The organism is Halobacillus litoralis (assembly GCF_020171725.1).
Lineage (GTDB): Bacteria > Bacillota > Bacilli > Bacillales > Halobacillaceae > Halobacillus > Halobacillus litoralis_F.
Map to the genome: position 1 here is coordinate 15,969 of NZ_JAIVAJ010000005.1, position 23,316 is coordinate 39,284.

General features: G+C 45.4%; 12 protein-coding genes. 3 read left to right on the forward strand and 9 right to left on the reverse strand.

The window, feature by feature from the left end; all coding sequences use genetic code 11:
* Nucleotides 1-258: 258 nt before the first annotated feature.
* The 5 genes from LCM20_RS10115 to LCM20_RS10135 form a co-directional block, all read right to left on the reverse strand.
* The gene (locus LCM20_RS10115; protein ID WP_225195338.1) at nt 259-11,454 is read right to left on the reverse strand and encodes an S-layer homology domain-containing protein; all 11,196 of its coding nucleotides are present in this window, start codon (nt 11,452-11,454) and stop codon (nt 259-261) included.
* Nucleotides 11,455-11,721: 267 nt separating this feature from the next.
* On the reverse strand, nt 11,722-12,423 hold the full coding sequence (locus tag LCM20_RS10120) for a CpsD/CapB family tyrosine-protein kinase (RefSeq protein ID WP_225195339.1): 702 nt from the start codon (nt 12,421-12,423) through the stop codon (nt 11,722-11,724).
* Nucleotides 12,413-13,174, reverse strand: a complete 762-nt coding sequence (locus LCM20_RS10125) for a YveK family protein (RefSeq protein ID WP_225195340.1) — start codon at nt 13,172-13,174, stop codon at nt 12,413-12,415. Before LCM20_RS10125 ends, LCM20_RS10120 begins: the two co-directional genes overlap by 11 nt.
* A 112-nt stretch (nt 13,175-13,286) precedes the next feature.
* A complete protein-coding gene (locus tag LCM20_RS10130) occupies nt 13,287-14,288 on the reverse strand; it encodes a winged helix-turn-helix domain-containing protein (protein ID WP_225195341.1) in 1,002 nt (333 codons plus the stop codon).
* Nucleotides 14,289-14,772: 484 nt separating this feature from the next.
* Entirely contained in the window at nt 14,773-15,183 is a 411-nt protein-coding gene (locus tag LCM20_RS10135) for a hypothetical protein (RefSeq protein WP_225195342.1), read from the reverse strand.
* A gap of 155 nt (nt 15,184-15,338) precedes the next feature.
* Here LCM20_RS10135 and LCM20_RS10140 point away from each other — a divergent pair, with 155 nt between their 5' ends.
* The gene (locus tag LCM20_RS10140; protein ID WP_225195343.1) at nt 15,339-15,596 is read left to right on the forward strand and encodes a hypothetical protein; all 258 of its coding nucleotides are present in this window, start codon (nt 15,339-15,341) and stop codon (nt 15,594-15,596) included.
* A gap of 36 nt (nt 15,597-15,632) precedes the next feature.
* Here the strand turns inward: LCM20_RS10140 and LCM20_RS10145 are convergent, their stop codons facing one another.
* Together LCM20_RS10145 and LCM20_RS10150 are read right to left on the reverse strand one after the other, a co-directional pair.
* The gene (locus LCM20_RS10145) at nt 15,633-17,108 is read right to left on the reverse strand and encodes an Ig-like domain-containing protein (protein WP_225195344.1); all 1,476 of its coding nucleotides are present in this window, start codon (nt 17,106-17,108) and stop codon (nt 15,633-15,635) included.
* 348 nt (nt 17,109-17,456) lie between these two features.
* Entirely contained in the window at nt 17,457-17,807 is a 351-nt protein-coding gene (locus LCM20_RS10150) for a hypothetical protein (protein WP_225195345.1), read from the reverse strand.
* Nucleotides 17,808-17,960: 153 nt separating this feature from the next.
* On the opposite strand from LCM20_RS10150, the gene LCM20_RS10155 reads away from it, so the two are divergent.
* Both LCM20_RS10155 and LCM20_RS10160 read left to right on the forward strand, forming a co-directional pair.
* Nucleotides 17,961-18,113, forward strand: a complete 153-nt coding sequence (locus LCM20_RS10155) for a hypothetical protein (protein ID WP_225195346.1) — start codon at nt 17,961-17,963, stop codon at nt 18,111-18,113.
* Nucleotides 18,114-18,189: 76 nt separating this feature from the next.
* On the forward strand, nt 18,190-19,137 hold the full coding sequence (locus LCM20_RS10160) for an L-lactate dehydrogenase (RefSeq protein ID WP_225195727.1): 948 nt from the start codon (nt 18,190-18,192) through the stop codon (nt 19,135-19,137).
* Between the two features lie 149 nt (nt 19,138-19,286).
* On the opposite strand, the gene LCM20_RS10165 is transcribed toward LCM20_RS10160, so the two are convergent.
* Both LCM20_RS10165 and LCM20_RS10170 read right to left on the reverse strand, forming a co-directional pair.
* Nucleotides 19,287-22,238 (reverse strand): immunoglobulin-like domain-containing protein, encoded by a 2,952-nt coding sequence (locus LCM20_RS10165; RefSeq protein WP_225195347.1) that lies wholly within the window; start codon nt 22,236-22,238, stop codon nt 19,287-19,289.
* Nucleotides 22,239-22,459: 221 nt separating this feature from the next.
* Complete coding sequence (locus LCM20_RS10170; RefSeq protein ID WP_225195348.1) at nt 22,460-23,185, reverse strand: hypothetical protein; 726 nt, start codon at nt 23,183-23,185, stop codon at nt 22,460-22,462.
* Nucleotides 23,186-23,316 lie beyond the last annotated feature (131 nt).

A 23,316-nucleotide genomic window follows, 5' to 3' on the forward strand; every position in this document is an offset into this window, starting at 1 on the left:
TATCCCTGTAATATCAAGGGTTTTTGAAGTTTCATGAAAGTTCGTTCATTTTCTAGGCTTTTAGGCTGTGGAATTGATATGAGGTTTCTTAAAGATTTTTTAATAATTCCCTACTTCTTGTTTAGGTTATTAGTGGATATATGTATTTCTCTGCATGTTTTAGTCCCATTGTCATACCGTTATTCGGTCTAGTCGTACGCTTCGTTCTTGTGATGAGAGAAGGCTGCCCCATTTGATTCGGGGCAGCCTTATTTTTGTTTAGTTCAATTGTTCGGTGGTGGTGTCTTCTGTTTCTTGTGTTTCTTCAGATGGTTCACTTGTTTTTACGTCTTCTTTTGAAACGTCACTTTCTTCTTCTGTTTCTACGGTAGACGTATCTGTTGCTTCTTCACCAGCCCCAGCCGTTTGGTCGGTTTCTGCCTCTGGTGCTGCAGAAGATTCCAGATTGATTGTTACGGCTTTCGTTTCTACATCACCATCGTAGGAGAAGTCTAAATCAATCGTGTAAGAATGTAAGTCTCCACTGACGTTCTCTTTTTCGATCAGGATGGTGTCGTTCTCTGCGTCGATTTCCAAATACTCACTGTTGTCTGTGAATGTGTCTGGAATATCTACTGTGACTTCACTATTCTGCGTGAATCCATCTTCCACTCCGATGACAAGGTCGGTGATCTCTTCACCAGCTGTTGTACCTGCTGCGATATCGACTATCGAGAAGTATTTATCAATTTCCTGCTGTAAGGGATCGATATAGCCATCTTCGAATACGACATCGACAACGGAGCCGTCTTGGTCGAACAATACGATGTTGACCGGCTTAAGGTCTGCTGTGAGTTGAGCCTCGTAATTAATTTCTCCATATTCCATTGGTGTTACACCCAAGTCCATGTTCTCCGCTTCATCTATCGGGAGTGGTTGGGACTGCTCGACGAATGCATACCCACCGTACTCATGGAAAATAGGACTGTTGAGCTTGTTGAACGATAGAATGAGTTGAACTTTACCATCGTATTTTTCAAAGAAATAATGTGGTTCTTCCCAATACTTCTGGTCAGGCTTCTGGATGTATTCTTCGTATAGTTCGGGATAGGTGGTTTCCAGAATTTCTTTGAGCTCATTGATGAAGTTAGCGACTGCTTCTTCTTCGACTGTGCTTGTTTCTGCTTCTTCTGTTTTCACTAACATTTCAAGCGTAGAGTAGAAGTCTGCGTCGTGCTGCTGCCCTACATACTGATAATAGTAATCTTTCAGCACTTCATTTAAGGCTTGGTTCTCATTCTGCGCTTGCAAGGAGTCGACTCTCTTTTTAAGATTCTCAAGGGCTATTGTCCCTTCTGGTAGAGAATTCACTTGGCTTTCTAAATCGACTAACTTTTGTGATGGGTCCGCTTCATAAGCATTCAGTAACCCATTTTCGTAGGTCAGATCTTCAAGGGCCTGTACGAAACCAGCAATGTCAGACTGGTTATTAATGAAGTTGAAACTGTCCGCTACTCCGTTCACATAGTACACGATATATTGTTCTTCTTCCGTTGTGAGTTCGAACGGTTCAGTCAAGTCACGGATTTCAGGTGTCTCTCCAAGATCTTCGGGTTTAATGACTTGAAATTCAGAAGCCTGATGGACAGAATAACCGGTTACCTCTTCGGGTGGGTTCACGTAATACAGGATTTCGTTACCGCTCCACTCCGTTTGGTAAGAAGGTTCAATCCATTCTGCAAGCCCCACCGGAGTGGCGACGTCGTCTTCGGTTTCATCAGCATCAGTATCTGTATTATTTTGTTGGCTTTCTAGAAGAGCTTCCATATCTACAATCGCCTCTTGTAGATCAGCGTACACCTCTTGTTCATAAGATGTGAGTGTCGCTTCTTCAACAGGATACAGTAACTGTTGTAACTGAGTGATGTCTACTGCCTCAAATGAATGGTAGCCTGTATCAGAATCTTCGTTGACCAGTGTTTCATAGTGACTAACGGCAAACTTAAGCTCTTCGTTCTCAATGATGTCCTCTTGGTCATCCACAGGAATTTCGAGAGTCCCCGTAGAGTCAACTTTCAGCTGATCTCCGATTTCATTGAAGTACACGATGGCTACTTCATCGAATGTTCCATCAAGCTCGACATCCGCTTCTAAGAACCCTGATTGACCGTAAGGGATAGGTTCAGCAGTATCGATCGCCTCACTTCTTTCTTCGTCTATCATAGCAGAAGATAATGGTACGACCCGGTATGTTTTGACTTGTTCGTTTCCTTCTCCAAAGTCGACGGATAGGTGGACGTTTCCTTCTGTGATGTTATGGGTCATATCCGTCCATAGTGATAGACCTGCACCGTCTTCTTCTGATGATAGCCCAACTTCTTCAAGGGCTTCTAACAGCGATTCGAAGTTCTCATATTCATTGTAACGAGTCGCATCTTGATAGTCTGACTTGAGTTCTTCGTCTAACGTAAGACCTAAGTCTGCTGGCCAGAAGCGTTGCAGTTCACTGAATACGAGATCAAAGTCGTTCGTGTAGCTGATTTCTTTTGTTAAGAAGTATAAAGAATACTCCCTGGCAGCATTTCTTACATCTTCTAATGTAATTCCTGCCTGACCTGAAAGTTCATCTTCAATGTAGTCCGTGTACAGCCTTTCAAGATAAGAACCGCTGTAATTGGTAAGCTCAGAAGATACAAATAAGTCGTCATATGCCTTACTTAAGAATGTGCGGTCTACATAAGAACCATTCATAAGCTTCTGAACTTCTGCAAGAGTATGGGCTTCTTCTATCCAACCCCGCACTTCTTCTTTAGTAACAGTAGAAGAATCTTGGACTGCACCGATATCCTTTCTCACTTCTGATATGATTATGTCTTCTTCTTCATGGTAAACGGTATGACCATAGAATTCTTCAATGAATGTTTTAAGATCATAATCGTCCTCAGGATTTGAAAGAATTTGAGCAAAAGCAAAGTCGACATAGGCTTCTTCTGTCCATTGAAGGAATTGTTGAACCTTCAATGATTCGTTTTCGTCCATGTGCGCGGCAATTTTAGCTCTGATCACTTCATTCGGCACTTCATTGGAACGATAGCCGTAGTTCGTCAATTGTTGAATGACCTCAATACCTAGTAGGCTTGGATCCTCAGCCACTTGATTTACGAGGTCTTGATCATTCACCCTATCTATTGCCTCTTGAAGGATTTGTTCATACTGATTCTTATCGATAGCATCTCCATCATCATCAACGAATGACAGAACAGTGAAAGCTTCATTATAGGAATCCATTAAACGCTCGTTTACATTTTCGAATAAAGTATTTAACGTCTCGTAGCTTACGCTTTGGCCATCTACAATCGCTTGACCTACTTGTTCCTGGCCTTCATATCGTTTATCGCGATTAACTTCACGTAATGCCCAGCGTATCTCGTCAGGTGTCAAATCATTATCAGAGTCTTCGAATTCCACTTCGAGCTTTTGAACGTACCGATCGAATAGCTCAGGTTGAAGCTGTTGGCTCATAGGGATGAACGAAAGCTCTCTGAATTCAATCGTTTGGTTCGTATCCGCCAATTTTTCATTAATTATGGCCGTGTATTGTTCTTTCAACACATTTTCAGCATTTTCGAACTTTGTGTGAAGTTCTTGATCAGTAAGTGTCCCTTGTTCTTCCTGCATCATAATTTCTTTCATGAATGATGCTGCATCATAGTCGAAGTGACTATCCACCGCAACGCGCTGGTAGATTTCGAGTAGAATTTCATCCGTGTTCAACCACTGTTCTTGAATGATCGGAAGAATGTCTTGCTTAGCATCTAATTCATCGTAATCGTACGCTTCACGGATGTCTTCTAATGTCAAATTGTCGTTCTTTTGACTTCTGAATCGCTCGAGAAGGAGCACTCTCTCTTCTACGATAGAATTCCATGTTTCACCAATTCCTTCTAAATTAGAACCAGTATTCAAAAGGTCCTGAGTCAACGAGTCGATATTATCGTTAATGCTTGTAACGAACTGGTTGGAAACTTCTTGGTAAGGAGTCAGAAGTACAGCTTCTAAGTCTTGATAGTTCGAGATGTCTTCTTTGTTAGCCCCAAGCAGTTCGCGATACGCTTCGTCGTATTCATCCAACGTTTGTTCGTGACCGATGATTTCGCCTATTTCGTGTTCTAAATGGTCACGCTGGATAAGATTTTCTAAGGCTACATTGATAAATAAGCTCTCCATGAATTCGAGAGTGATTTCGCCATCTGACTTCTGTCTGGACAGCTCCTCATAATATTCGTCTTGTGCACTATAGTCATAGAGAGCAGGGTAAACATCTCTTAAATCATAGATCATGTCTTCGGTGATTGGGTTGTTATTCAAATCATGAATCAGGTATTCCTGAGTGATTCCAGTGAACAACTCGTTTAACTTGTCCTTCGTCAATTCTTCTACACCGACCAAAGCATCACGGTATTGGTCTTCCGCCGTACTGATGAATGGCACATCACGGAAGAATTGATCAAATATATCCCAATCGAATGTTGCAGGGTTCTCTCCCAAGTGTTTGAGCGCAAGACTCTCTCCCGACTCATACACCTCGTCCAACGCAATGCTCATATCTTCAAGGTTCGGCTCGTCTTTCTCTTCAAAGACTTCGTTCACAGCCTGTTGGTAGTATGGAAGCAGAAATTCTCTCTGACCGTATTCGTATTCCGCCCCATACCGGACATCTTCAATCCGTAACGGAGTACCTTGATCAAGAAGACGATCCTCTGCAATGGTACGAGTCGCGCTACTGATGGCAGCATTCAAGCTAGTGTGGTCATGTTCCTCATCTTCCTCAAGTTCCGCTTCAACATATGATGGATAAAACGGTTCATAAACCTCTTCATAGTGCGCTTCCAATCGGTCCATCGTATCTGCGTTCAATTGGGTCAAATCTTTCAAGATTTCCTCTGCCAAGTATCCTTTGTATTCACTATCCGCTTGATCGATGATTTCAGAAATCCGATCAACCGTAAGATCCTCTGTCTGTGCCGCTTCATTCAATTCCTCTAAAACAAATTCGACTTGCTCTTCAGGGAAATGCCTGATTTCACGAAGCTCAACGTATCCCACAGAGTCGATATCTTCTCCGATCCGACTGATCAGATCTGCAGTCCCTACTTGATTCATGACTTCAATAGCATCGGCTAGTGAATCAAATGGTCCGTATTCTTCAAAGGCCTGCAAATATGACGGATATAAGTCGTATCGGAAGTCGGAATCCATTTGGTACAACGAACCGAAAGCAGGTTTTCCACTATTGATTTCTTCAAGAGTCATCTTCCACGTTCTACCTTCGATATCTTGGTATAGAGAACGTGCCGCTTCATCTGTTAACGATCCCTTCTCAACAAGATCGATCAACCCTGCTCTAAGTTCATCAATTGCACCCTTCGGCCAGTAGTACAAATCGAATAATGCATCTAAATCTGTCAGGTTAACCTGCTGAGGGTTTTGACGAATCGCTTCAAGTTCTCTAACGGCAGCTCCTTCGAAAATACCTTGTTCTAATCGTTCTTTCGTAATTTCCCCGTTCTCAATGATCTCTTGAACGAGTTTCGCCCGCACTTCTGTAAGGGAGTAGTTCAACTCACCCGTATAGTGCTCTTCAAGATAATTGATCACGGAGTAATCAAAGTAAGGAACCATCTCGTTGATCGATTGGAGAATCAATGCTTCATTTCCAGCATTAATTTTCTCGACTTCTTCTCCAAAGTCCTCTAAATTCAGACGACCCTCTTCATTTAACTCTTCCGCCTTGGCTAAGTATTCCGGCATGAGCCCGCTGAATACAGGTGCGTACAAGTATTCTTGAAGTTTTTCAAGCGTCAAACTGCTTTGTTCCAATTGAGTATTGAGCATCTTCTCTTCTAATTCTTCTGTCACTAGATAGAAGTCATGATTAGAAAGCGGACCATTGCTACGCTTCTCTACAAGCAATTCAAGATATTCTTCCAGATTGTCTTCGTGTACGCCTCCGTGGACGAAATCAAGTTGATCTAGTGTTACTTGATTCGGATCGTTCTTCAATAGGTCATTGATTTTCTTCAACATCCTCGGCTCTTCCACATCGTGGATGGATTGCACAATGGCATTCGCATTCTCTAGCGTGAACGGATGGAAGTCATCGTACATATCGTTGAACACTTGGACATACTTGTCTTCTAACTCTGGGTATAAATAATAATTGGTCACGTCTTGAAGAAGGTCAATCGTGATTTCCTCTCCATTATTTAACAGATCTAAGCCTTCTTGATATCGAGTGTCAATCAATCGATCGAAGCTTTCTGATAAGATATCTTCTTTCCAATCACTCAATTGGTTAAAACGATCGAGGTGATCTTCATTGAAGTCATCAAGCGTTGCGCCTGCACGTTTCGCCAATTCAAGGTGAAGGTGAACGTTCAATACATCTGATGCGTAGATGCTGTTCATTTCATAGAATTCAGCCAAAAGTTGAGACGCTTCGTTGATTCTTTCTGTTGGATCCTCGATTAGAGTATCCAACTTGAACGTCACTTGCTGTAGCTTGTGAGCATTTTCTACATCGGATTTTGATAACGCATATCCACTCAAGTTCGCTATTTTCTCTTGAATTGATGTAATGGACGCCTGAATATCAAATGCATTTTCTTCTGAGATTTCATCGAGAGCCGGAAGCTCCGCAATAGCATCTTCGATTTCTGTGAGCTTCGCTTGTTGTGTCTCTAAATACTCATCCACTTTGGACTGGTGGATGTCGATTTGATCGTATCGGTCAAGCTCTGAAGTATCTATGCCTGCTTTTGTTGCGACAGATACTTTCTCATTCACAAGATCAATCATCTCTTGAGCTTGATCAAGGTTAGCGTATGTGACGCCTGTATCCATTAGAGCCGCCATCGCTCCCTCATAGTCATTGAGGATTTCTTTCTGCGTTTTCGTTGCTGCTTCATAACGTTCTTTCATCGCCGTATATCTTTCATAACCAGCTACATCCGCTTTTGCAATGGCTTTCTCCAAGGCACCTTGAATCGCAACTTCTAGAGCGTCTACAGATTCTTGATTATTTTCATAGAAATCAAGAATATCTTCGTCCTCAGCAGGGAATGTAAATGTACGAAGGGCTTCTTCTGCCTCATCTTTTGCTGTCTTTTGAGCCTCGAATTTCTCATCATAGTCGCCGTTAGCTGTCTGGAACACTACATAAGCCGCTTCGTCTTGAAGAGGATAATTGATTGATTCCAGCTGACTTACGAATTCGGCAGCCTGGTCGAGCTGTGATTTGATTTCTGCAAGGTTCGCATACGTCACTTCAGGGAAATCTTGATCAAGCTGTTCCAATGCCGTGTCGCGTTTTGTTTCATAAGTCGTCACAGCATCCGCCAGGGCTTCCAATGATTCGGTCGATTCATAGTCATCTTCAGCAAGGCCTTGCTGTTCGGCGATCTCCAAGCTCTGATTCAATTTCGAAACGAGTGTCTTCGCTTCTTCGTATTCCCCGTACTCGACAGGTGTATCAATAGCGTCTACACTCTCAAGATTTTTATTGATTGATTCGATTAATTCTTCGCGGTCTTTCTCGACTTCATCGATAAAGCTGCGCAGTTTCTTGCTTTGTTCCAGTCCTTCTTCTACTTCTTCACCCAGCGCTTCTAATTGTTCGATGGCTTCGTCGTAGGCAGAAAGTGCTTCTTGTACCGTTGTGTAGTCTTCCAAGGTTGGTTCTTCGACCTCGTTGATCGTGTCTAGCGCTGTACGGAAAGCTTCTTGTGCAGTTGCAAGATCTTCCTGGAACGTTTCAATCATGGTCGTAAGCTGGTCCAGCTTCTCTGTATTCGGAAGCTCTTGTTGTGTAAGGCCTGTTTCAAGCGCTTCTGCTACAAGGTTTTGCAGACTTTCCTGGCTGTTCTCTGCTTCTTTAACATTCTCAGTTGTAAGCACTTCCGGCAATTCGTAAGACTCAAGCGCTTCAGCTAAGTCGTTATAAGCTGCATGCTGATTCAAGAGCTGGATCATTTTCGCTTGTGTCGTATCGATGGCATCCTGCTCGCCTGAAACGTCGACCCCTGCCTGAATGGCTTCATATAGAGCGCTCTTCACTTCTTTGAAGACAGGATAATCGTCGTTGAAGGTTGCGAACGTCACATCTGTTGGCAGCTTCGCAAACGCCGCTTCCCACTCATCTTCTGCCGTCGTGAAGGCTGTTTGCAATGCTACAATACGATCCTCTGCAGCTTGAAGTCGTTCACTTCGATTTACGTTTTCAAACGGAACATCATTTTCATCGAGTGTTGCCTTCGCTTCACGAATGACGTCGATATACCCTTGAACGAGGCTGATCTCTTCATAGTCGATAAAGCTTGCATCAGCCGGAATGTTTCGTAGGTTGTCTTCCGCTGTCTCGATCGCTTCGATCACTTCAGCTAATGAGAACTCGGCCGCTGTGAGGGCTTCCAGATAATCGGTTTCCCCTTCAACGAAGTCCACGTCTGTCGCACCAAACGATTTCGCTGTGTTCACAGCATTTCTCGCTTCTTCGATATCCGCAAGGTTTTCATACGTAACTGGTGTAGGTAGAGACTTGATTTTGTCGATGGCCAACGAGATGCGGTTCGACTTAACGGAATCGAGCTTTGTTTGGGTTTCTTCATCAGCTGCTGTTACTGTTGTTCCTTCTTCCGCTTCCACCGTTCCGATTTGGTCGGCTGCTGATCCACCCAGCTTCAAGTTGCCGCTTGTTTTGACTTTCCCCACTGCACCGTTGACAGTCAGTGTAGAGTCGCCGCTTACATCCACTTCAGCTTCTTTGAATCCGTCTCCTTCAATCGTCACTTCAGAGGAACCGTCAGATTTCACTTCCACTTTTTCAACAGCGGCATTTTCATCAGCCTCTACAGAACCGCTGCCTGATAGGACCACTGTACCGATTCCGGAGAAGTTGCCGTTACCTGATTGGAGCTTGACTGGTGAGCTCGCATCAGCACTTTCAACGTTGATATCTCTTGCTGTAAATCCTTGATTCGCCGTAATGGTCGTCGGTTTCTTCGCTGCGATGGATGTGTTGCTCAAATCCCCTTCGAAAATCGTCTCCGTTTCATCGGATGGTGAAGAAGGATCAAGGGTTACGGTTGTCAGGTTGTTGCCACCATTTGATAGAATACGCGTCCCGTTCGAGTCGGTAACCGTCGTATTGTTAGAAGAAACATTTGCAAACGTTGTGGTAGCCTCGGCACCCGATGCGACAATGATTTCGTCTGCGTTCACATTCGTGACGTCTACCGAACCGTTATCACCCGGGTCAAGCGTCAGTGTTCCATTGATGTCGACATTTTGAATGGTTGCCGCCTCACCGCTGATATCACCTTTCAGCGTTACGTCGCCGTTGATGATGGCGTTGTTCCCTGGTGTAGCTGCTCCATACGTTTCACCGGCTGAAATATTCACGAGAATATCAGATTCGATTGTAATGTTATCTTCGAATGGGTTCGTTGAGACTTCAAGCGTATTACCAGGTGTCTCGGTGACTACTGCCGCTTCGCTGTAATTGCCATCTGCATCCACAACATAGACAGCTGCTGTGTATTCGTCAGCATCCAAGTCTTCTGCCAAGTATGTCGTTGTATCGATGTCTTCGATCGTCTCAAGCGTGGCGTTCTCATCGTTTTTGCTTGTGTTGTCACCTTTGTTGATGTAAATCTCATAACGGTCAAAGAATTCTTCTGTGGAGGCATCCCATGTGAAGGTCAGTTCACGATAGTCTGCTGTTGCAGAAAGATTGTCTACAGCATCAACCGTTGCTTCAGGCTCTTCAGGGTCAGGGGAATCCGTATCCTCTGAATCGTCCAAATCATCGTCAGAGTCCGTATCGTCATCATCTGAGTCACTGTTGCCGCTTCCAGATGAACCTCCGCTGCTTGTGTTGGAGTCAGAGTCGCCTGCGTCCTCTTCGCTGTCACTGCTATCTACTTCTTCTAAGTCCAGAGAGTCCGATGCTTCAACGCCTTCGATCCACTCTTCTTGGCTCTCTTCCAATTCGGTAAGGTCGAGTCCTTCTTTCGTCGTCAGTTCACCAACTGATGTGTCTTCTCCTACCTGTAGAGCAGATGCTGAATCGAAGTGAAGGTTTTCGATGTCTCCTTCCAGACTCACATTCAGGACGCTTGATCCTTTTTGCGTCAAGGTTGTAATATCTGCTTCTCCCAGTAGATTAAGAGATTGATCCGTGTTCACTTCAACACTCGGGAAATTCCCGTCGAGGCTCAAGTTTGATACCTTTCCAGAAACCTGTAGGCTCTCAAGTGATGCTTCATCACTTTTCGTCACTTTACTGGAGGTTGTCACATCAAGGGATTGGATGCTTGTCCCTTCTTCTATGCTAAGGCTGCCGTTATTCGACGCGAAGGTGGTTTGTTTCCAGTCACTGTCATAAACAGCGAGAGTCTGACTGCTTGGAAGGTCGAGGGTTGTATCCCCTTCGACATCTACCTTCACGAACGTCGTCTGAGTCGATGGTTCTGCGTTCATGAGCTCAACGGTCTCAGCGTCCTCTCCGACAAATAGGTCTCCTTCTACCGTGACGTTCTCGAGTCGGGTAACGGAAGGATTTACACGGACGTGACCTGAAACGGTCATCGGCTCCTCACTGGTGAAATCATCGGTTATGTACAACTCATTGATTGCTGTGATGGTGTCACCAGTCGTTTCGAATTTGAATTGGCTGGATTTCAGAAGCGCTTCATTTTGTAAAAGCGGTTTCAGTTCTTCTGCCAGTTTGTATTCGGTTCCGTTGATTAGTAGACGGTCGTTGTGTACGCGCTGTACGGCTTTCATGGTATCCGTCGTATTCAGTGAACGGGATAGGAAGGCTGCGAACTGACCACGATTGACGGGCTCATCCGGACGGAAGGTGTCATCTCCGTAACCACGGATGATTCCTTTTGCGTAAAGGGCCATGACGTCTTGGCGGTGAGAGGATGCGATGTCTTCGTGATCGGACATCTCTTCTACAGTCGTGTTGTTGTTCGACAACTGGAAGGTTCGAGCTAATACAGAAGCTAGTTCCTGACGTGTGATCGTGTCACTCGGGTGGAAGTTGCCTTCATGGTCTCCTAGGAAGATGCCGTGGTCGTATGTGGCAAGTACTTCTTTATAGAAACGTCCTTGATCACTGACATCTTGGAATGGATTGTCGGTACTCGTTGGTGTAAGTTCGAGCGCACGCGCGAGGAGGGCTGCGGTCTGCTCTCGGGAAAGTTGTTCAGACGGTTTGAATTCTCCGTCTTCGTATCCGTTAATGATTCCATTCGCGGATAAGTATTGAATGGCATCGTAACTGAAATATTGATCTGATACATCTGTAAATTGCTGCTCGTCGGCATGAACCGGGGTCGCCGCGACGGCAGCTGCTGCGGTAGTAAGGGTTAGTGCTGTGACCTTACTACTGTTGTTCTTTTTCTGCAATATCCATCACTCCTACTAAAGTATTAAAGGCCTATCCGAAGATAGACCATTAATAACATTACCATAGTTGGGTTATATTTCAATAAAATCCAAGTTAAAGATTTTTTTATAACATTTTCTATCATTTGTTATCATGTCAGGTGTGTTGATTGATGACCACCGCCATAGTAAGGTATGAGCGCGCACATCGGATGGATTTCATCATTTCTAAAACTTTTCAACTATATAAAAAAATCCCGCTGTCTGAATGGACAGCGAGACTGTTTATTAACTATTGCCATAATAGTAATAATAGTTGTTTGCTTTTACTTCACGGTCGTTCAAGACGGCGCCAAGGATGTTGGCTTTGGCTTGAACAAGCAGCTCTTTCGCTTTTACGGCTGCTTCATTTTCCGTCTGCTTGCTGCGTACCACAAGCAAAGCACCGTCTACTGAAGTAGAGAGAACTTGCGAGTCGGTAACGGCAAGAACAGGTGGTGAGTCGAAGATGACCATGTCATACTGCTGCTTCGCTTCCAGGATGAACTTCGCCATGCCTTTTGAGCCGAGGAGCTCGGATGGATTCGGTGGAATCGGTCCGCTGCTGACAAGGTCCAGGTTATCGATTCCACTGTCTTGTGTAATCGTTGATAGGCGCTGGCTTGTTGAGAGGTATGTGCTGAGTCCCAAAGTGTTATCCAAACGGAATGTGTAGTGAATCGTCGGCTTACGCAGATCGGCGTCGACGAGCAGTACTTTTTTTCCTTGCTGGGCGAAGACGACGGCAAGGTTCGCTGTCGTGATCGACTTCCCCTCTGAAGGGCCTGCAGAGGTGACCATCATAGACGTCAACTTTTCATCGACCGAAGCGAATTCAAGGTTGGTTCGAATGGTCCTATATTGCTCTGAAATCGGTGACTTCGGGTTGTCGTTGGCAATCAGCGTTCTTGCTTGTGACTGAATGGCCGGCTTCTTCTTTCTAAGAACCAATCGACTCCCTCCTTACTGTAGTTGTCTTTGTTTGTCTCGCGTTCATTTGGGCTTGTTCGACATCGTCTTGGCTGATGGTCGATACGACACCCATGACGGGAAGGCCGAGCACTTCTTCGATATCTTGCTCTGACTTGATCGAGTTGTCCAGGTATTCCAGTAAGAAAGCAAGTCCTACACCTGCCATCAGTCCGACTATAAGTGCAATCGCGATGTTAAGTGGGAGGTTCGGGCTTACGGGTGACGGGTTCTCACCAAGCTGGGCCGGTGAAAGAATCCGGACGTTATCGACATTCATAAGCGTCGGGATTTCTTCTTGGAACGTTTCCACCGTCGTGTTGGCAATTTCTACAGCGAGGACAGGGTCCGCGTCTGTAACCGTAACGTCCACGACTTGGGATTGATTGGCGTTAGACACTGAGATCTGATTCGCAAGTGAGCTGGATGAACGGTCAAGCTGCAGTTCCTCCACTACACTGTCTAGAATCGCAGGGCTTTTGATAATAACGTTGTATGTATTGATCAGTTCCACATTCGTACGTATGTCGTTGATATCATAGGCAGCCGCTGATTGTTGTTGATCAGGAGACTGATTGACTATGAATTGAGTCGATGATTGATAAGTAGGTGTCAGTACAAAAAACGTGATGAGACCACTGATGATAGCTGCCCCCGCAGCAAAGCCAATGATCATAAGAATTCGCTTCTTCAGGACATCAAAGATCTCCTTCAGCGATATGGTTTCTTCCATAGATGGGAATACCTCTCTTTCCTGTCGAAATTTAAAAAAGATAGTCACATTATATCATAGAGAAACAACCTGCATAGAACATATGTCGATTTTTTTAGTAGGGATTTACAATTCAATCTATCGAACTATCGATTTGTGGAGGCTCGAACTTGTACCCAATGCCTCTAACAGTCTGGATAATTTCAGGATTTGAGTTGTCATCCTCGATCTTTTTACGCAAATTGCTGAGGTGTACCATCACAGTGCGGGTATCCCCGAAATCATCCGCTCCCCATATGGATTCGAATAACGTCTGTACAGTGACCGGCTCTCCTTGATAACGAGCAAGTTTCAACAGAATCAGGAACTCTTTAGATGAGAGCATGATCTGCTCATTGCCCTTGGTGACGGTCTGATTCTCGATATCTAGACGGAACCCGTCGAATTCAAGAACAGCGTTTGTCGATGGTTGCTGAACATGCCTCATATACACTTGTGTGCACGGCTTATCCTGGAAAATGACAGGTGTCGGTGCGACAAAGACTTCGATTATTCGGGACGGAAGCTCCACTTTGATTCTAGTCGGCTCCATCCCCTCGAGCTTGTCACTCTGTTTCATCCTTTTCTGAATAAGGGGTTGATCGTCCTCATGTATGTAAGCGAACATGTTTTCACCTAAGAGTTGCTGTTTCTCCAGATCAAGCATCTTCAGACAGGCGTCGTTGGCAAAGAGGATTTCCCCTTGGTGGTGGATGATGACAGGATCCTTCATTTGCTCCAGGCTCTGCTGGATCATCAGATCTCTCTGCCCTTCAGCATAGAGCACCCAGCTCGTAGAACCGTCTACTTCTACTCTTTCACATGATGTTTCTGCTAAGGCGTGTACGCCCTCTTTTGTGACATATCCTATCTTTAATTTCGACCATTCTTTATTATTATTAAATAATTGAGTAAATTCATCCCCAAATAGGTCGGCGGGGGTTCTTTTTATCAACTCTTCGTTATCGTAGCCAAAGACGAGTTCTGAAGCTTTATTGACCTCTATGATGTTGCCTTCTGTATCTAGAAGGAGGATTGGATCTTTACTCCACTTCCAAAGCTTTTGAAATAGATATTTGTATTCTGTTGGTCGCATAGCTTCGCCTCCAAATAATAGATTGTTCGTATACGTATACTATACTATTTTCGAGAGAATTTCTTTAGTAGTTAATATTCATATTGTTTTTTTCTAATATTTATAATCTGAGAATTTCGTATTGGTAAATAAAATTAGGGTGATGGGTTTTATGGCTGAGTAAGAAGAGAACACCGCATACAGCATCCAGTTTGTTCGTGTATTAACGATTTGGAAAGTTGAATTCAGAGGGTGGGCTCTTCGAAACGGTGATTATATCCTTTTTATCTACGTTTCTTATGGCGCTTTATTTCAAAACGTCGATAATATGCTTTTTATCTACGTTTCCTATGGCGCTTTCTCTCAAAACGTCGATAATATGCTTTTTATCTACGTTTCCTATGGCGCTTTCTCTCAAAACGTCGATGATATGCTTTTTATCAATCCTTCAGTTACAATTCGAGATGTCTGTAGACAGAAAAAGCGATTGGCATAGGCCAACCGCTCATTTTTCGATGATCCCCATGCTCTTCAGCAGGGTCTTGGAATCGGCACTAAGGTTATTCAGTGCTTCTTGCTTCATGAATAATTCTTTTTTATTTTTGGCCATCAGCTTTAAGCCTCGAACGTCGAAGCGTTTGGCATAGACGTTGACGGCGTAAATGTCGCTCATTTCCTGTCTTGTCAGGGGTTGTTCGCCCTTGTTTCTCTTCTCTATGAAGAAGTTGACCAGCTCTCGTGCATTGCCTTTCATCAAATGCTTTTGATCTTCGAGTTCATCTAAATTTTCTTCGATGTACGTCCTTGCTGTCACAAGGTCCATTTCATCGACAGATTTATTGATTTTCGTAATGACTTCACTCAGCTGCACACGCTTCATCCTCTGCTCTTTTCTCTTATATCGGTCAGTCTGCACGTTATTGCAAGCATTCCCGCAAGTTTTTGTCCATTTTGTGACGCTTCTTATTTTTTTCTTTTTTTTTACTCTGCAAATGTACGTTCAACTATTGTAATTGTTCTGAATATTTCATAAAATCAATCGTAATACAAAATTAAAGGGAGAGATATCACATGTCTAACATGAGTACGCTATATAACGTCTGCCCTGTCTGCCACGGTTCTGGAAAATATGAAGAATATGATGATAGTAAAGCGAATATGATTGTCGATCACTACGAGCGAACGGATTTTGCTCGAGGAAACGATGCCTGGAAGATGGCGTTTGAAGAGACGAAGTTCGAGAAGGAATGTGCGAGCTGCCGCGGAAATGGAAGTGTGTTGAATGAGGAAGGTCAGCGCATGTATCAGGAATTGAAAAAGCACGCTTAAAATAGAGAAGGGATGACGTTGAGTCATCCCTTTTGTTTATTCGGTCGGAAAGTCTGTCAGAATCTCAATGATTCCGGTCGAGGCATCCACTTCGTAATAGGTGGAAAAATCCTGGAACAGGTGAACCTCAGTTGTGTACGAAACGCCTTGATAATCTTTTACTTCTTTATGATAAGACTTCAAATGCTTCACTCGGCTTGGGAGTAGGTTCTCCAAATACTCTTTTGACTGTTTCATCGTCAAATCCAGTTGCACATCTTTACTGAAATACGCTGTCGTAACACCGTCGAGCTTCCAGCGCCCCTCTTCGTGCTTCAATTCGATCCAGTCGATCCCTCCATAGGTTTCTCCCGTATCGGGAACGAAGGTTTGTACAATCGCCCGGTCTTTGAAATTCTCAAGCACCGTTGATTTGATTTCGAATTGCCAGTCTTTATTGAAAAGCTTCTGTCCACAATCGAGACAGGCATTTTGGTAAGCCTGCTTGATGACCGGCTTCAACCTGTCTGTCACATAGGGATCGAGGTTGTGCTCCACTTGATTATAGGTCCATCCCTTTTCTAACCCACTGTAGATCATGTTGCGGACTTTATCCTGTAGATATCTTGCTTTCACATGGATTTTCCGCTGCGTCAGTGGTTTTTGTGAATGGAATGTAGCGAATTCAGTGTCTAATACATATTTCGCTTCCAAGTCCCTTTGGAATAATTCACTATAGACTCGTTGAACGTACGTATTGTCGCTTTGGTGGTAGAAACGGCTTCTTTCATTTTCAAGGCCGTCCTTTGCTGCACTGAACTGCACCCTTTTCACCACACCGTTGACCACTGCAAAATAATAATCCGTTGTGAATCGCTCATTGATCATCTGAGTGACGACGAACAGACGGTCATCGATTTTACGGAACTGCCAATCTACATTGACGTCTTCATTTTGATAAAAGACCGGCATGCCTTCTTCTAAAATGGGGAGATTGACCACTCTCTTCAATCCGTTTGCTTCTTGGACGCCTAGTGCAAACTTCGCTTCGAATGATTGATCCGACCACTTCGTCGAATCTGTCTTTTCAGGAAGCGGCTGATCGGCTAGAAGGTGCATGTTCACTTCTCCGCCTCTCAAATCTTCTACTTTGATTTCTTTCATCGATTGATAATCAGAGGACCATTCTGGGTGACCGACGGAAAAGACCTTCGAGGCTCTCGATTGTGCCCAGACTCCGTCTAAACTTTTCACCCTATAGCCGACTTGTAACTCGTAAATCCCCTCTTCGTAGGGACCATTTGACGGGGTCACTTTGACTTGTTTCTTATTATCTCCGTACTCGACCTTTACGGTTTTCCATCCTCCATTGAACTGATCGACTTTGACGGCTTCTTTGACGGAGTCAAGGTCTACAGGGGTATTGAATGTGATGGTCCACACTTTATCGGGAGAAACCGCCGTCTCTGCTTGAACGGACGGTGCGAGTATGAGTAGAAAGACGAATAATAATGAGAACAAACTTTTCTTCACGTACACTTCCTCCTATGTATATTCATGATGTCAACGGCGACCATTATATCATAGGTGGCAAGTAAGTCTGATTTCCTATTTTTTCTGAGGGGTTGGATGTTTTGAAGAGTAGCCTGTTTTTCGGATCAGCTGCATGGGGATGGAAGAGGTTCGAAATCAGGCAGCTGAGCTTGATTCGATTTCGCCGGCTTTCGTAAGAGGGATGAAAACTAGGCTTTGCAGGGGCTTCGTTCTAAGAGCCTATGTTAAAAGGAATCTTTGCGTTATGCACTTTTCTACTTCGTTCGTGACATTATTTTTCATTAATATATAAAAGGATGCCATATTCATATGACATCCTCCTTCTATCTATTCTCTTGTTACATTCGCTACGTTTTCACCGTCTTTGACAGCTTGGACGTTGACAGAGCTGTCTGGATATTCTTCCTTCAGCTGGTCCGCGTATTTATTGGCAAGCTCTTCTGCTCGCTCGTTGTTGACAGATGCTTCTAGGATCATGGTGCCGATGGCTTTTCCTTCTTCTGTGTAAACAGAGCCGTTGATGACACCGTCTTCTTCAAGGACTTGGCCTGTCAGTTCGGTGTTTTCATTTTCGTTCGGCTGGCGTTCCTGCTCGGATGCTGGTTCATCTTCGCCGCCTGAACAGGCTACTAATAGGGATGCTAGTAGTGTAAATGTAAGTATAAGTAGTTTCTTCATAGTAAATGCCTCCTTGATTCATCCATAATATAACAGATACCCGCGTTCAACAATCGACCAAACCTACTAATTATTTGGTGGGGTTTGGCCTCTCCCTATTAGGATAAGTCGTTTGAGAGGATGATTGGTTACAGCATGGGAGGGAAAAGAGTCGTGAGAGTGATAATCTCGACTGTTTTGGATGAATTTTTCATGAAAGTGGCTGTGATGATGGGTGTCACCGCTCTTTCAGCTGTTTTTTCGTTTGAAAAGGTCGTGAGTTTCTCTCTCACGTCGATTTCCAAATCATTTATGCAAAACAATTGATTATTTTTCCAATAGAAGGCATAATGGTATTGTGAAGTATTTCACATAATCTTGTTTTGGAGGGTTTCTCATGACGATGAAGAAAAATGTGAACCGTGTAGCGTTGATTGGTGCTGGTTCTGTCGGAAGCAGCTATGCGTTTGCTTTGTTAAATCAGGCGATTGCTGAGGAGCTTGTCATTATTGACTTGAACGAGGATAAGGCGATGGGCGATGCGATGGACTTGAATCACGGGAAGGTATTTGCGCCTAGTCCGACGAAGACGTGGTACGGCAATTATGAGGACTGTAAGGATGCGGATATCGTCTGCATCAGTGCGGGGGCGAATCAGAAGCCTGGAGAAACGCGCCTGGATCTCGTCCAGAAGAACTTGGCGATTTTTGAGTCCATCGTTTCCAGCGTCATGGAGAGCGGCTTCAACGGCATTTTCTTAGTTGCGACAAACCCTGTAGATATATTGACGTATGCGACGTGGAAGTTCAGCGGGCTGCCGAAGGAGCGCGTCATCGGCAGTGGGACGATTCTCGATTCCGGACGATTCCGCTTCCTGCTCGGTGAGTACTTTGATGTGGCGCCCGGCAATGTTCATGCCAACATCATCGGTGAACACGGCGACACGGAGCTTCCTGTGTGGAGTCACGCCACAATCGGCGGTGTGCCGATTTCTGAGATGATCGAGCGTTACCCTGAATATAAGAGCGAAGATTTGGATGAGATTTTTACCAACGTGCGGGACGCCGCCTATCAGATCATCGAGAAAAAAGGCGCGACCTACTACGGCATTGCGATGGGCATGGCCCGGATTACGAGGGCGATCCTTTATAATGAGAACAGCATTTTGACGGTAAGTGCCTATCTGGACGGCGAATACGGAGCGGATGATGTGTACATCGGCGTGCCGGCTGTATTGAATCGTGAGGGCATCCGGAATGTTGTCGAGGTCAGCTTGAATGAGAAGGAACAGGAGCAATTTGATCATAGCGCTCGGGTGTTGAAGGATGTATTGAAGAAAGCGGAATGGTAGTCTGTGGTTAGGGAAATGCAATACAAGAGCAACATCCAGCCATTTCTGAGTTTTTCCTAACGACTAAATACTAAATACCATTAATACAGAAAAGGATGACTCCACTTGGAAGTCATCCTTTTTCTATGCATGCCGTCTGCTTTACGAATTTATTGCACGTCTTCTGTTGTTCTTGGTGCTAGCTTGTAGGCGCCGAAGCTGTAGACGACGACTCCCGTGATGGATTCGTAGGATTCGCCGATGGCTACGGAACCGTCGATCAATTCGTTGTCTACGATGAAGGACGTTTGCTGGCTGTCTTCTGCACCGAATTCACCGTATCCTGCATCACCTGTGACAGAAACGTCTGTGATTTGGACAAGCATTCCTTCATGTTCTTCGTTCAATTGATCGGCTGTGATCTCTTTCGGTTCTGGTATCGTATCTTCTTTGATGATGGAGATGTTCGCTGCGTCTTCCACTTCTACTTGATCCAGACCATTGAACGATCCTTTCGTGCCCTGAACCTCGATGACGTCACCAGGCTCGCCAGCGAATTCCCCTGACCAGTCGCGTACGACGATGCCGGCCGTCTCATCCTGGACGTATAGGTTCTTGCCGTCTACTGCTGTGATCGTTCCACTGATGATGACGTCTGCGTCATTTTCGAGCACTCGCGCCTCAGCAATTGAAAGCTGACCGACTTCTTTGACGACGGTCACGTCAAATGTCTTCGTTGCGCGTTCTTTTCCTTTTTTCAAAGTAGCTGTAAGTGTCACGGTTTCGTCCTCGGCATCTGCGGATGGGCGGGTCACGGTGCCGTCTTTGTCGATGACTTTCGAGTTGCTCGACTTCCACGAGATCTTCACGCCGTCTGTTCCTTCTTCAGGAAGCTTCAGGTTCCTCGTGACAGCCGTCGTGTCGTCGCCACCGGAGAAGCCGAGTGTCAGTGACTCTTTGTTCACTTCGACTGCTTCTTCTTTAGAAAGGGGATCGAAGCCGAAGTCGATTTTCGCAAGCAACGGGTCGTGGTCACTTGCTTGACCTTCGACTTGAGAAAACTCCGCATTGATATGAACGATGTCGATGGCTGTGGACGCGGCCAGCTCGTTATTGACGAGAATGTGATCGAGGGCCTGGGAGTTGCCTTGGAACACATACGTGTACTGCTCGTCCATCGGCAGGCTGTCGACTTTGTTCGTCAGGACGTCCCCTTTCAAAATATCGAGTGTTTCTGAGAATTGGAAATCGTTCAAGTCACCCATGACGACGACATTGGCATCAGGGTCCTGGGTCATGATATCGTCCACGAAACCATTGACGACCTCCGCGATTTTGTGACGCTGGACTTCGGAACCTCTCTCAGCTGGCTGACGCAGGCCGTAAAGGGCATCATCGCCACCTTTTGAGTTGAAATGGTTCGCGACTACGATGACGTCTTCGCCTTGGAACGTGAATTCTGCTGCCAGCGGAATTCGGGAGTCTTCAAACGCCTCGTTTGTTGGTGCGATACGACCAGGGTTCAATGTAAGGTCGTCGTTCTCATATCCGACCGCTTCCTCGGAACCGCCTTTCGGTGCAGCATCCTTCAAGCTGACGCGGTCCGGGTTGTAAAGGAATCCGACGCGGATGTTCCCGCCCGGCTGGCCGCCCTCCTCGTTATTGACCGGCTCGATTTCTACGTATTCATACGTCGGTCCGCCTGTCTGCTCGATGGCGTCGATCAACACTTGCGCGCTTTCGTCGGCCGCCGTTACGCCGCTGTCATTTGCGCCATCGTTGTCCTGCACTTCCACGAGGCTGATGATATCCGGCTTTTTCAAGTTCTGTGTGATCGTCTCGGCGATGCGGTTCGCTTTTTCACCAGCATCGTCAGGTGAGAAGTTCTCGACGTTGTAGGTCGCGACGTTCAGCTTGTGCGACTCGCCCGTAAGTTCGGTCGTTTCCGGCTCGTATTTGTTCTGTTTCAACTCAGGAAGTTCTTCGGTCGCAATCAGCTGGAAGTTGCTGTAGTCGTAATCCATGATTCCAGTGATGTCACCTTTGAACTTGTCGCCGACGGTTGCCGGGAAGGTGGCCGTGCTCGCGTAGTCCTCGACATCGATAATCAAGCGCTCAGGGTTGTAATCGTCCGGCGTAAGCAGCAAACCGCCTGATTGCGTGCGGTCTTCTTTCACCTTACCTGGAACGACCGTAATCTCGTCGTAGTTGATTGGACCGACGACGGTCGGCTTCGGTACTTCGACGCGCATGCCTTCTAAGCTCTCATAAAAGTCGATCGCGTCCTCTTCTGCATCGAATGATTCCAGTCCGTCATTGTCGATGAACTCAATTGGCTGCTTGCGATCTTTGCCAAGCTCCGTAGTATCCGGCAGGTCCGCTGTGCCTGTGACGGTCACATCGGATGCCGCGATTTGGGTCGTCGTCAATTCGAATTCTGTGCTCATGTATGACGGAAGCGAAGGCTTGCGTTCTTCGACGAGCCCCGTGACTTCTACGACGCTGCCGACTTCAGGGGTCTCATCCGTTTTTACAAAAACGCCTTCTGATGTGTTGATGTTTCCGTCTTCGTCGGTGGCGTGGATGTAAAAGCCTTTCGGGAAGTACTGCTTGTCTAATAGATGCGTGACGATTCCTTCGACAGGGCCGACCGTTTCGCCTTCAAAAGGAGAGAAGTGGCTTTCTCCCTGGATGTCGTGTGGCTGAAGCAGGTCGCTTCCTGCGAAGTCAGCAGGTAGGTCTTGGATACTCGCTAGTTCCTCTTTTGTGAAGTGAAATGCTTCATCGTCCGCCATGTCTTCAAGAAGTTCCAGCGGGTCGGTCGGCATGTTGGTGAAGAGTTGGTTGATGTAGTCTTCATAGTCTACGACGACTTGTTCATTCAATTGCACTCCGGCAATCTTACGGTCTAGTATGTAGTTGCGTAGCTCTTTGTCTCCCCACGGAAGCATGGCATAAGCAAAGTCTTCCATGGTAACCCGGACCATCCCTGAATCCGTTTGCAAAATAACAGAAGAAATCGCGACTTCTTCGGCTTGAACCGTGTCGGCTGCAACGGGTGTTGCTGCAAGGGTCGATACTAAAGCGGCTGACGCCATCACTTTCACAGGTAATTTAGCCATTACTTTTCTCTCCTTTTAGTAGGTTGATAGCTTGTTGGTGAAACAAGCCTCACTATCACCCATCGTACCAGATTATTCGAGGAAATGATTGTAAATATTCTATAAGTTTTAATAATAGTAAAAAAGCTCCATGAAAGATTTCATAGAGCTTCAAACCGTTTATATCCTGTAGCTTTGTACGCTTTTGAAACGCCTAAGACCGCTGATAACATGCTATGGACTTAATCCTCTACTTCGACTTCCGCTTCGCCTTCATGTCCTTTGCGAAAGAGGACCGTCCACTGGTCTTTACTTTCGTCATACTTCACTTTCTTAACCGATAGTGGATCGCCTTGACGGTCTACTTTCTCGATACCTTGTCGAATTGCTTCAGATGTGGTCAGATCAGCCGCCTCCGGTTTTTCGTCTGGTAAAATCTCTGCTTCCAGTGCATAAGATTGTCCTGGGAATGACTCTTGGACCATATTATAGGCCACCTCTACACGGTCCCCGACTTTCATTCCTTCAGGCATGTTGCCGAACCAAGTCATATCTACGAGCGCTTCGCCATCCTGACTGATCGACGTCACATAACCCGTCACTCCATTCGGCTCTCTGACGTTGATGGCAAGCGGCACCTCTGCGATGCTGTTCAACCATTCGAGTTCTTCTTCGTCCGCGTGTGTCCATGCTTCAAGACGGAAAACCTGACCAAGGTTACAGTTTCCTACACGTGTGATTTTATCGCCTGTCAAAGAATCCTCGCTAAAGATTTCATCTGCTATTCGGTCTTGCATCTTTCTCATTTCCTTTTCTGAGAAACCAGCATCTTTCGCTTCTTCATCCCCCTCATCCGGACAGCCCTCAATCAAATTCGGAAAATCTTCTATCGTCTTTGGCTGCTCATCTATTTTCCCGATGTCTGGTGTCGCTTGACTAAAGGCGCCACACCCTGTCAAAACAAGCAAGACCAATCCCCCAATCTATGCAAATCTCATTCACGACCTCCCCTTTCTATCCTCATTAGTCGTCTGAAAAGGAAATGAGTTACAAAGGGTTCAAGAAAATCTCGTAAACAAAAAAGGATGACTCTGTATAA

Coding starts and splice junctions, on each gene's coding strand:
- LCM20_RS10160 (WP_225195727.1), top strand. CDS start 18,190: ATGAAGAAAAATGTGAACCGTGTAGCGTTGATTGGTGCTGGTTCTGTC.
- LCM20_RS10130 (WP_225195341.1), bottom strand. CDS start 14,288: ATGCGACCAACAGAATACAAATATCTATTTCAAAAGCTTTGGAAGTGG.
- LCM20_RS10165 (WP_225195347.1), bottom strand. CDS start 22,238: ATGGCTAAATTACCTGTGAAAGTGATGGCGTCAGCCGCTTTAGTATCG.
- LCM20_RS10150 (WP_225195345.1), bottom strand. CDS start 17,807: ATGAAGAAACTACTTATACTTACATTTACACTACTAGCATCCCTATTA.
- LCM20_RS10140 (WP_225195343.1), top strand. CDS start 15,339: ATGTCTAACATGAGTACGCTATATAACGTCTGCCCTGTCTGCCACGGT.
- LCM20_RS10125 (WP_225195340.1), bottom strand. CDS start 13,174: ATGGAAGAAACCATATCGCTGAAGGAGATCTTTGATGTCCTGAAGAAG.